We start from the raw sequence: 11506 nt of genomic DNA, 5'->3' as shown, positions 1-11506 counted from the left end.
TCACCACGATATCGACCGAATCGCAATTGGTTTGATGCAGTCCGAATCACAAATCCCCACCGCGGCAGCCAGGAAGCGGCGATTCGCCGTCAGTCTCGCCCTGTTCTACTCGGCCGTCTTCGCGGTCTCGGGCACGCATCTGCCGTTCTTCCCGGTGTGGCTGAAGGCGATCGGCATCGACGCGGCCTGGATCGGGCTCATCAACGCGCTGCCGGCGATCACGCGTTTCACCACCTTGCCGCAGATGACCGCCTTTGCCGAAAAGCGACACGCCATCCGCGCCGCCATGATGCTGTCGGTGCTGGCGACCGCGATCGGATTTGCGGCGGTCGGCCTGCAGCAGCAGCCGCTGGCGCTGTTCCTGATCTACGCGCTGACCTGCACGATGTGGACGCCGACGACGCCGCTGACCGATGCCTATGCGCTGCGCGGCGTCGCTCGTTACGGGCTCGATTACGGACCGTTGCGGCTGTGGGGCTCGGCGGCCTTCGCCGCCGGCTCGCTCGCCTGCGGCTATCTCATCGACGTCATCGCGCCGCGCGACCTGATCTGGATCATCGTCGCCTGGGCCGTCGTTGCGGTCGCAGCCAGCCTGCTGCTGCAGCCGCTCGACGATGTCAGGCGCAAGACGGCGGAGAGGCATGTCGGCAAGGCGCTGCTGCGCGATGCCGGCTTCTGGGCGATCATCGTCTCGGCGGCGCTGATCCAGGGCAGCCACGTCGCCTATTACACCTTCTCGGCCATCAACTGGCAGCTCCATGGCATCAGCGGGCTGACGATCGCGGGCCTGTGGACGCTGGGCGTGATCGCGGAAATCATCGTCTTCGCACTGTCGCCGCGCTTCTCGCTGCATCCCTCCACCATGATCGCGATCGGAGGCTTGAGCGCAGTGGTGCGCTGGATCGTCACCGCGAGCGAGCCGCCGCTGGCGCTGCTCGCGATCGTGCAGCTCGGCCATGGCCTCACCTTCGGCATGACCATCGTCGGCACGATGAACCTCCTGGTGCAGCGCGTGCCCTCGCACCAGATCGCGCGCGGTCAGGGCTATTATGCCGCGTGCAACGGTCTCCTCGGCGCCACGACCTCGATCGCGTCAGGCGCGATCTACGCCCGCATCGGCGACGGCCTGTATTACGTCATGGCGGCGATGGCCGCCGGTGGCGCGCTGCTGATCTGGTCGGCGCGGCACCGGCTCATGGCTCAGCCCCAGAGCGAGACGTCCGGCGGATAGACCAGGCTGTCGTCGTAACGCAGCCCATGGTCGCGGTCGCGGGCCAGCAGCAGCGGGCCGTCGAGATCGACGAAGCGTGCCTGCGGCGTCACCAGCATGGCGGGGGCCATCGACAGCGACGTCGCGACCATGCAGCCGATCATGATCTCGAAGCCGAGCGCCTGCGCCGCATCGGCCATCGCCAGCGCCTCGGTGAGGCCGCCGGTCTTGTCGAGCTTGATGTTCACGGCGTCGTACCGGTCACGCAAGGGCGCAAGCGAGGAGCGGTCGTGCACGCTCTCGTCGGCGCAGACCGCGAGCGGCCGCTTGATCCGTGCCAGCATCGCGTCCTTGCCCGCCGGCAGCGGCTGCTCCACCAGCGTGACGCCGACGGCGGCGCAGGCGGCGAGGTTGGCTTCCAGATTGGCCTCGGTCCAGGCCTCGTTGGCATCGACGATCAGTTCGGATTCGGGAGCGGCCTTGCGCACCGCCGCGATCCGCTCTGGATCGCCGTCGCCGCCGAGCTTGATCTTGAGCAGCGGCCGGTGCGCCGCCTTGGCGGTCGCGGCGGCCATGGCCTCGGGGGTCCCTAACGAGATCGTGTACGCCGTGGTGCGCTCGCCCGGCACCGGGCGCTCGAGCAGGTTCCAGGCCCGCTGGCCAGCCGCCTTGGCCTCGAGGTCGATCAGGGCGCAATCCAGGGCGTTCCGGGCCGCACCCGGCGCCATGGCGGCCTGCAGGGCCTGCCGGGAGATACCATCGGCAACGGCCTGCTGCATGGCCTGGATGGCCGCCAGCGTCGCCTCGGGCGTCTCGCCATAGCGGGGATAGGGCACGCACTCGCCGCGGCCGGTCAGCCCGTCCCGGCTGACCTCGGCCATGACGGTCACGGCCTCGGTTTTGGCCCCGCGGCTGATGGTAAAGCTGCCCGCGATCGGGAAGCGCTCGATTCGCGCCGCCAGGGACGCAAATTTCATGGAAGTCATTTTGAACTCTGGCGAAATCTGAACCTGCTAGTTACCTCTAGCAACTAACATTAACCACTTGGGGATACCTTCTCTGGGTAAGGGCGCGTGCGCAACTCTCTGATTTTCTCCGCCCCGGTACGGGAGCGGACATCTTGAACAGCGATCCGAAGCTGGAACGGATTGCCAAGGGCAACGCGCTGGCACTTTGCGCCACTGGGACCTGGACCGCGAGCTTCGCGCCGGTCCTGGAACGGATGGTGGCCGACGCCGAGAAGCTCGCCGGCACCCCCCAAAGCATCTTCATCGACGTGTCCGAAGTCGCCAAGCTCGACACCTTCGGGGCCTGGCTGATCGAGCGGCTGCGCCGCAGCCTCACCAAGGGGCCGGTCGAGGCGCAGATCGCCGGGCTGTCCGCCAATTATTCCAGCCTCGTGGACGAGGTGCGGCGGGTCCGGGCGGGGGCCGAAATCGACAACAATCCGATCACCATCGCCGGCATGCTGGAGCAGATCGGCCGGGCCGTGGCCGGCGTCGGCGGGACGATCGCGGGGCTCGTCGACATGCTCGGCGCCGTGCTCGCGGCATGGTTTCGCGTCCTGATCCATCCGCGCTCGTTCCGCCTGACCTCGACCGTGCATCACATGGAGCAGGTCTGCTGGCGCGCGGTGCCGATCATCGTGCTGATCACCTTCCTGATCGGCTGCATCATCGCGCAACAGGGCATCTTCCATTTCCGAAGATTCGGCGCTGACATCTTCGTGGTCGACATGCTCGGCGTGCTGGTGCTGCGCGAGATCGGCGTCTTGCTGGTCGCGATCATGGTCGCGGGGCGCTCGGGCAGCGCCTACACCGCCGAACTCGGCTCGATGAAGATGCGCGAGGAGATCGACGCGCTGCGCACCATGGGCTTCGATCCGATCGAGGTGCTGGTGCTACCGCGCATGATGGCGCTGGTGCTGGCGCTGCCGATCCTGGCTTTCCTCGGCGCGATGGCCGCGCTCTATGGCGGCGGGCTCGTGGCCTGGCTCTACGGCGGGGTCGAGCCCGAGGCCTTCCTGCTGCGTTTGCGCGACGCCATCTCGATCGACCATTTCATCGTCGGCATCGTCAAGGCCCCGGTCATGGCCGCGGTGATCGGCATCGTTGCCTGCGTCGAAGGGCTTGCCGTGCAGGGCAGTGCGGAATCGCTGGGGCAGCACACGACGTCATCCGTCGTCAAAGGCATCTTCTTCGTCATCGTCATGGACGGCGTGTTCGCCATCTTCTTCGCCGCGATCGGAATGTGACGATGGCGACAGTAGCTCAAAGCGAAATTCAAAACCCCATCATCCGCGTCCGTGACGTCACCGTGCAGTTCGGCTCAACGCGCGTGCTCGACGGCCTCGACCTCGACGTCAAGCGCGGCGAGATCCTTGGCTTCGTCGGTCCGTCAGGCGCAGGCAAATCGGTGCTGACGCGAACCATCATCGGCCTCGTGCCGAAGGTCGCGGGCTCCATCGAGGTGTTTGGCGTCGATCTGGATTCCTCTAACACCTCGCAGCGCCGCAACGTCGAACGGCGCTGGGGCGTCCTGTTCCAGCAGGGCGCGCTGTTCTCCTCGCTGACCGTGCGGCAGAACATCCAGTTTCCGATGCGCGAATATCTCCGCGTCTCGCAGCGGCTGATGGACGAGATCACCATGGCCAAGCTGGCCATGGTCGGCCTCAAGCCGGAGGTTGCCGAGCGATTTCCCTCGGAGCTTTCGGGCGGCATGATCAAGCGCGTGGCGCTGGCGCGCGCACTGTCGCTCGATCCCGACCTCGTCTTCCTGGACGAGCCGACCTCGGGCCTCGATCCGATCGGCGCCGGCGATTTCGACGAGCTGGTCAGGACGCTCCAGCGCACTTTGGGGCTGACGGTTTTCATGGTAACCCACGATCTCGACAGCCTTTACACCGCATGCGACCGCATCGCCGTTTTAGGGAACGGTAAGATCATTGCGGCAGGGTCGATCGCCGACATGCAGGCCTCGCAGCATCCCTGGTTGAGGCAGTATTTCCATGGCAAGCGCGCCCGCGCGGTCATGGGTTGAGTGCCTTGGGTTGAGTGGCTGGGTTGAGTAGCTGGGATGAGTAGCCGGAGCACCTGATGGAAACGCGGGCGAACTACGTCTTGATCGGGTCGTTCACGCTGGCGGTGATCGCCGCGGCGATCGGCTTCGTGCTCTGGTTCCAGTCGTTGCATACCACCAAGCAGCGCAGCCCCTTGCGCGTCGTGTTCGAGGGCCCGGCGGCGGGCCTGCGCAACGGCGGCAGCGTCAACTTCAACGGTATCCGGGTGGGCGAGGTGGTCTCGGTGAAGCTCGACAACCCGCGGCGGGTTGTCGCACTCGCCATGATCGAGAACAACGCCCCGATCCGCAAGGACACACTGGTCGGCCTCGAATTCCAGGGCCTCACCGGCGTTGCCGCGATCTCGCTCAAGGGTGGCGACGAAGCCGCGGCCCCGCCGCCGCTCGACCAGGACGGCATCCCGACGCTGACGGCCGACCCCAACAAGCTGCAGGACGTCACCGAGGCGATCCGCGGCACGCTGCAGAACATCAACAAGATCGTCGCCGACAACCAGGAGTCCGTGAAGAACTCGCTGAAGAATCTCGAGACCTTCACCAACTCGCTCGCGCGCAATTCCGAGAAGATCGACGGCGTGATGGCCAAGGTCGACGGCGTCATGCTCAAGGCCGACAATCTCATGCTCGGCCTCAACACGCTCGCCGGCGGCAAGGACGGCGGCGAGCTGTTCCAGGCGGTGAAGTCGATCCGCGAGCTCGCCGACGATTTCGACAAGCGCTCCGGCGCATTGATGGCCGACGGCCGCCGTACCCTCGGCGACATCAGCCGCGCCGTGAACAATTTCGACCGCAACCCGACCCGCGTGCTGTTCGGCGCCAGCAACAGCGCGCCGGCCGCCCCGCCGCCCGAACCGCCGAAGCCCGCCGCAGCGCCGAGCGGCAGGCGATAGCGCCGCAAGTTCGCGCGAGACGAGGGAGGCGTGCTCTCTCAGCCGTCATTGCGAGCGTAGCGACTTGTCCGCCGTAGCCTCGGCGAAGGCGGAAGCAATCCAGGCTGTCTCTGCGAAAGGCAATCTGGATTGCTTCGTCGCCAGCGCAAAATTGCTTCGCAATTTTGTCGCGGGCTCCACGCAATGACGGGACGATACGAAAGTATGGGGGTCTGGCCGAGCCAAGGTAGGGGGAGGGGCTGCCGGTCGTTGTCAGCTATATCGCGCTCAAGGCGTGCCCACGACAAGGCGCGTCGACTTCACTCACAGGGGGAGGAGAGCGCATGGTACGCCTGCTGCTGTTGTTGCCGTTCATCGGCCTGATGATCGTGCCGTTCTACAATATCCGGGAGCCCTATCTGTTCGGCTTCCCGTTCTTCTACTGGTACCAGCTCGCCTGGGTGCCGCTCACCTCGCTGCTTACCTGGATCGTCTACAGGAGCGTGCGTCGTGCTGGCTGATGTCGATAGCGCGGCGTTCGCCGTATTCCTCGCACTGTTCATCCTCGTCACCGGCATGGGCTTCGTCGCTTCGCGTTGGCGCAAGCCGGAGACGCTCGCCCATCTCGACGAGTGGGGCCTCGGCGGCCGCAAGTTCGGAACCTGGATCACCTGGTTCCTGGTCGGCGGCGACTTCTACACCGCCTACACCGTGATCGCCGTTCCGGCACTGGTCTATGCGGTCGGCGCCTACGGCTTCTTCGCGCTGCCCTACACCATCATCGTCTATCCCTTCGTGTTCGCGGTGATGCCGGTGCTGTGGAAAGTCGCCAAGGAGCGTGGCTATGTCACCGCCGGCGACGTGGTGCGCGGCGCTTACGGCTCGCGCGGGCTCGAGCTTGCGGTCGCAGCCACCGGCGTGCTGGCGACGATGCCCTACATCGCGCTCCAGCTCATCGGCATGGAGGTCGCGATCAAGGCGCTCGGCCTGCACGGCGAGGTGCCGCTCGTGCTCGCCTTCCTGGTGCTGGCGCTCTACACCTATTCGTCGGGCCTGCGCGCCCCGGCGCTGATCGCCTTCGTCAAGGACATCATGATCTACATCGTGGTGATCGCAGCGATCGCGATCGTGCCCTCGAAGCTCGGCGGCTACGGTGCGATCTTCACCGCGGCGGACGCGGCGTTCGCGGCGAAAGGCGCAGGCGGCACCTTGCTGTCGCCGGCGCAGATCGTGCCCTACGCCTCGCTGGCGCTCGGCTCGGCGCTCGCCGCCTTCATGTACCCGCATACGCTGACTGGCATCTTCGCGTCTTCGGGCGGCAACACCATTCGCAAGAATGCGATGCTGCTGCCGGCCTACACGCTGCTGCTCGGCCTGCTCGCGCTGCTGGGCTACATGGGCCACGCGGCGGGATTGAAGCTCGCGAGCAACAACGACGTCGTGCCCGAGTTGTTCAAGATGCTGTTCCCGAGCTGGTTCGCGGGCTTCGCCTTCGCCGCGATCGCGATCGGCGCGCTGGTGCCGGCCGCCGTCATGAGCATCGGCGCGGCCAACCTGTTCACCCGCAACTTCTGGAAGGTGTGGGTCGATCCGAAGGTGACGCCGGCCGGCGAGGCGAAGGTCGCCAAGATCACCTCCATGCTGGTGAAGGTCGGCGCGCTGCTCGCGATCCTGCTGATGCCGACGCAGTTCGCGCTCGACCTGCAACTGCTCGGAGGCCTCTGGATCCTGCAGACGCTGCCGGCGCTGGTGTTCGGTCTCTACCTGAACTGGTTCTCGAGCACGGCGCTGCTTGCCGGCTGGGCAGTCGGTCTCGTCGGAGGATCGTGGCTGGCCTGGTCCGACGGGCTGAAGCCGCTGCACAGCATCGACTTCGGCGCCGGCAAGGTTGCGATCTACACCGGTCTGCTCGCGCTCGCGCTCAACATCGCGGTGGCCGTCGCGGTCAACCTGGCGCTCAAGCGCGTACCGCAGCAACGGCTGTCCCGCGAGGCAGCTGAATGACTGCCGTCGGCGGCCGGAGATCTTCCGGCCGCCGCTCTCTCCGGCATGAATAGCCTTCCATGCGATTGAAAACGCCTTAGTATCCGCCGGCGATCCGGCCCCGCTCGTCGCCGGCGGATCGGAGGTCTCGGGTGAGGATGTCGTGCAGGCGTGGTTCGTTCTTGCGGTCGCTGCCGGCTATGTGACCACGCTGTTCCTGGTGGCCTGGTGGGGCGACCGGCGGAGCGCCGCTGGGCCGCTGGTGTCGCCAAACTCCTGGGCGGCCGCGATCAGCTATTGCCTGACGCTTGCGGTCTATAACACCTCGTGGAGCTTCTACGGATCGGTCGGGCGCGCCGCGACCAGCGGGCTGGACTTCGCCACGATCTATATCGGCCCGACGCTGGTGCTGCTGTTCGGCCAGAGGCTGCTGTCCAAGGTGATTGCGATCGCCAAGGCGCAGAACGTCACCTCGATCGCGGACTTCATCGCCGCACGCTATGGCAAGAGCCAGGTGCTCGCGGCCTTCGTGACGCTCGCATCGCTGCTGGGCGTGCTTCCCTACATTGCGCTCCAGCTCAAGGCCGTGGGCAAGAGCTTCGACTATCTCATCCTCCAGCCCGAGCGGGCCGGCGGCGAGGGCTTGCGGTTCTGGCAGGATTCCGCGTTCGGCGTCGCCGCGTCGATGGCGCTGTTCGCGATCGTGTTCGGCGTCCGGCACGTCCACGCCAGCGAGCACCATCGCGGCCTGATGCTCGCGATCGCCTTCGAGAGCGTCGTCAAGCTGCTCGCATTCCTGATCGTCGCGCTGTTCGTGCTGTTCGGACTATCGGGCGGGCCGGCCGCTCTGCTGTCGCAATTCCAGTCGGAACCGCAGCTCGCGGGAATCCTGAGCTTCGATCCGACGCAGCCGGTGTGGCCCGCGACCATCATCATCTCAGGCATCGCCTTCCTGTGCCTGCCGCAGGCCTTCCATGTCGCCGTCGTCGAGAATGAAAGTCCGAGTCACACGCGCACCGCGGCCTGGCTTTACCCGGCCTACCTTGCGCTGTTCAGCCTGCTGATCCTGCCGATCGCCGCGGCCGGGCTCAACCGGTTCGGCGCGATGATGGACCCCGACACCTATGTCATCTCGCTGCCGATCGCGGCCGATGCGGGCACCATCAGCCTGATCGCGTTCCTGGGCGGACTGTCGGCCGCCACCGGCATGGTGATCATGACGTCGGTCGCACTCAGCACCATGCTGTGCAACGACGTCGTCATGCCGCTGCTGCTGCGCTCGCGCGTCTTCGGCCTGCGCGCGCAGAGCCGGCCGATGACCTCGGTGCTGGTGACGGTGCGCCGGCTGTCGATACTCGGCATCCTGCTGCTCGCCTATCTGATGCACCGCCTGGTCAATCAGTCCTATCCGCTCACCGTGATTGGCCTCTTGTCGTTCGTCGCGGTCGCGCAATTCGGTCCGGCGTTCGTCGGCGGGCTGTTCTGGCCGCGGGCCAACAAGGCCGGCGCCTCGCTCGGGATCGCGGTCGGCTTCTTCGTCTGGGCTTACACGCTGCTGCTGCCCTCGGCCGCGCCTCTGTGGCCTGGGATCGAGGAGATCGTCCGCCACGGCCCGTGGCAACTCGCCTGGCTCAAGCCCAATGCGCTGTTCGGCCTCGAAGGCGTCGATCCGATTTCGCACGCCACGCTATGGAGCCTTGGCGCGAATCTCGTGTGCTTCCTCATCGTCTCGGCGCTCGGACGGCAATCGACCGTCGAGCGCAACCAGGCGGCCGCGTTCGCCGACGGTGTCGTTCGTGAATCCATCCCGAAATTGTCGTCGCGCGTGCTGATCCGGCTCGACGATCTCCGCGCGCTGGCGCTGCGTTTCGTCGGCGTCGAGCGCGGCGCGGCAGCTTTTGACGCTTATCTGGCGGCCCGTGTTGCGGGGACGGGATCGCGCCTCGATCCGTCGGGACTGGTCGATCTCGACTCGATCCGATTCACCGAGAACCTGCTTGCCGGCGCGATCGGCGCGGCATCGGCGCGCGTGGTGATTGCAGCGTCGCTGGAGGGCCACTCGCTGTCGCGGCGGGAGGCGATGGCGATGCTCGACGAGGCCTCCGAAGCGTTGCGCTTCAACCGCAGCCTGTTGCAAAGCACGCTGGAGAGCGTGCCGCAGGGCATCTGCGCCTTCGATGCCGATTTCAACATCACGGCCTGGAACGGACGTTTCATCGCGCTGTTGGATCTGCCGCCGGATTTCGTGCGCGTCGGGCTTCCACTGGCGGATCTCATCACTTTCAATGTCGAGCGCGGCGAATATGCCGCGTCCGAATTCGCCGCGCTCCTGGTCAACCGCGACGTCGCCACGCAGAGCTGGCCCTATCTCTACGAGCGCAAGCGGCCGGACGGCACGGTGCTCGAGATCGTCTATGACCGCGCCGCCGAGGGCGGCTACGTCTCGACCTACACCGACGTCACCGAGCGTCATCGGGCCGCGGAAGCGTTGCGACGCGCCAATGAAGGACTCGAGCTGCGCGTCCGCGAGCGCACCGAGGCGCTCGAGCAGGCCAAGGCGGAGGCCGAGCAGGCCAATCTCGGCAAGACCCGTTTCCTGGCGGCGGCGAGCCATGATCTGCTGCAGCCGCTGAACGCGGCGCGTCTGTTTCTGTCCGCGCTCGACGAAAGCCTGCATGCCGCGTCGCGATCCGGCGCGGCCGAGAAGGAGCGAACCCTCACCGGCAGCGCCATCACGGCGCTGCGCTCGACCGAGCATGTGCTCGACCGGCTGCTCGACATCTCCTCCTACGATGCCGGCGCCGTTCGGGCCGAGATATCCGACTTTCCGATCGCTGATCTCTTCGTGCAGTTGAACGTCGAATTCTCCGCGATGGCGCGCGAACGCGGCCTGGTCCTCCGCGTCGTCGATTGCCGCCGCGCCGTGCGCAGCGATCCGCATCTGCTGCGCCGGATCCTGCAGAACCTGCTGTCCAATGCGCTTCGCTACACACCGAGGGGACGCATCCTGCTCGGCTGCCGGGGGCGCGGCAACGCACTGCGCATCGAAGTCTGGGACACCGGCGTCGGCATCGCCGCGGCGGACCAGAAGCGCATCTTCGAGGAATTCCAGCGTCTGGCGCAAGGATCGGAGAAGGGGCTGGGCCTCGGGCTCGCGATCGTCGATCGCGTCTCACGGCTGCTGGGTCATCCCGTCGATGTTCGTTCGCGGCCGGGTCACGGGTCGTGCTTTGCCGTCACGGTGCCGCTCGCCGAGGGGCCGGGAATGCCGCTCCAGCGCCAGATTGCGACTGCGGCTCCAGCGGTGGCGGAGCGGCCGCTGACGATCCTGTGCCTCGACAATGATGCGACGATCCTGGAAGGCCTCTCCGCGCTGCTCGGCGGCTGGGGGCATCGCGTGCTGGTCGCAACCGACGCGGCCGCGGCGAAGGAGACGGCCGCGGCCGTCCCGCCCGACATCGTGCTGCTCGATTACCATCTCGACGGCGGCCGCAACGGCTTGGACTTTCTCGACGATCTCAGGCAGAAGTCGGGCCGCGCCGTCCGCGCGCTGGTCGTCACCGGTGATCGCAGCGAGGCGGTGCGCAACGAGGCGAGGGCACGCGGCTGCGAGATACTGTCGAAGCCGGTCAAGCCGGCGGCCCTTCGGCGCTTTCTCGGTGGTGAGGCATTGAGCCGACAGTTCGGGACGGAACCGGAGACTCCCTGACGATGCGCATCCTGATCGGCGACGACCATCCGCTGGTGCAGGCTGCGCTACGCAGCGCGCTGTCGAGCGTGCTGCCCGATCTCGACATCGTCGCCTGCCAATCGCTGGATGAGGCGATCGGCGTCCTGACGGTCCAGTCCGGCGACATCGACCTGATCCTCTGGGATCTGACGATGCCGGGTATCCAGGGTTTTGCCGCGCTGTTCATCCTGTCGGCGCAATTCCCGACCGTGCCGGTGGCGATCATCTCCGCGCGGCAGGACGCGGCCACGATCCGCCGCGCCATCGCCTATGGCGCATCCGGCTATATCCCGAAATCGCTCGGCCTGCCCGAGTTGGCCGAGGCGATCACGAAGATCCTCGCCGGCGAGATCTGGATGCCGCCCAATGTCGGCGGCCGCGGCTCGATCCAGAGCGCCGATGTGGAGCTGGCCGCGCGCATGGCCACCCTTTCGGCGCAGCAGCTGCGCATTCTCGCGATGATCGTGGAGGGCAAGCTCAACAAGCAGATCGCGGGCGAGCTCGACATCGCCGAGCAGACGGTCAAGGGCCACGTCTCGACCATCCTGCGCAAGCTCGGCGTCGGCTCGCGCACCCAGGCCGCCGTGCTCGCCGAGCGGCTGTCGTTCGGCCAGCCCGGCGGCAATTGAGCCCGGC

At 66.6% G+C, this 11506-nt stretch carries 9 protein-coding genes; 8 read left to right on the top strand and 1 reads right to left on the bottom strand.

The genetic code is table 11. The annotated features are described in order from the left end of the window. The first annotated feature begins 34 nt into the window (after positions 1–34). A complete protein-coding gene (locus tag AC0WRY_RS24165; RefSeq protein ID WP_491121297.1) occupies positions 35–1231 on the top strand; it encodes an MFS transporter in 1197 nt (398 codons plus the stop codon). Here the strand turns inward: AC0WRY_RS24165 and dgcA are convergent. Next, complete coding sequence (gene dgcA / locus AC0WRY_RS24160) at positions 1201–2196, bottom strand: N-acetyl-D-Glu racemase DgcA (RefSeq protein ID WP_211419773.1); 996 nt, start codon at positions 2194–2196, stop codon at positions 1201–1203. The genes AC0WRY_RS24165 and dgcA overlap by 31 nt on opposite strands. A 134-nt stretch (positions 2197–2330) precedes the next feature. On the opposite strand from dgcA, the gene AC0WRY_RS24155 reads away from it, so the two are divergent. From AC0WRY_RS24155 to AC0WRY_RS24125, 7 genes are all read left to right on the top strand, one after another. Then, positions 2331–3464: an MlaE family ABC transporter permease gene (locus tag AC0WRY_RS24155; protein ID WP_285807090.1), complete on the top strand. Its 1134-nt coding sequence runs from the start codon at positions 2331–2333 to the stop codon at positions 3462–3464. A 2-nt stretch (positions 3465–3466) separates the two neighbouring features. After that, positions 3467–4249 (top strand): ABC transporter ATP-binding protein, encoded by a 783-nt coding sequence (locus tag AC0WRY_RS24150; RefSeq protein ID WP_259214328.1) that lies wholly within the window; start codon positions 3467–3469, stop codon positions 4247–4249. Positions 4250–4305: 56 nt separating this feature from the next. After that, positions 4306–5178, top strand: coding sequence for an MlaD family protein (locus AC0WRY_RS24145; protein WP_194403292.1), 873 nt, complete (start codon positions 4306–4308; stop codon positions 5176–5178). A 323-nt stretch (positions 5179–5501) separates the two neighbouring features. After that, complete coding sequence (locus AC0WRY_RS24140) at positions 5502–5678, top strand: DUF3311 domain-containing protein (RefSeq protein WP_194403291.1); 177 nt, start codon at positions 5502–5504, stop codon at positions 5676–5678. After that, positions 5668–7161 (top strand): monocarboxylate uptake permease MctP, encoded by a 1494-nt coding sequence (gene mctP, locus AC0WRY_RS24135; RefSeq protein WP_259214323.1) that lies wholly within the window; start codon positions 5668–5670, stop codon positions 7159–7161. The genes AC0WRY_RS24140 and mctP overlap by 11 nt, the downstream gene beginning before the upstream one ends. Positions 7162–7303: 142 nt before the next feature. Beyond that, positions 7304–10849: a hybrid sensor histidine kinase/response regulator gene (locus tag AC0WRY_RS24130; protein ID WP_491121292.1), complete on the top strand. Its 3546-nt coding sequence runs from the start codon at positions 7304–7306 to the stop codon at positions 10847–10849. Continuing rightward, positions 10846–11499, top strand: coding sequence for a response regulator (locus AC0WRY_RS24125; RefSeq protein WP_491123497.1), 654 nt, complete (start codon positions 10846–10848; stop codon positions 11497–11499). The genes AC0WRY_RS24130 and AC0WRY_RS24125 overlap by 4 nt, the downstream gene beginning before the upstream one ends. Positions 11500–11506: the final 7 nt, after the last annotated feature.

The sequence above is a fragment of the Bradyrhizobium sp. T-12 genome (assembly GCF_058314695.1).
This window is presented reverse-complemented; position numbering and strand designations above follow the sequence as displayed.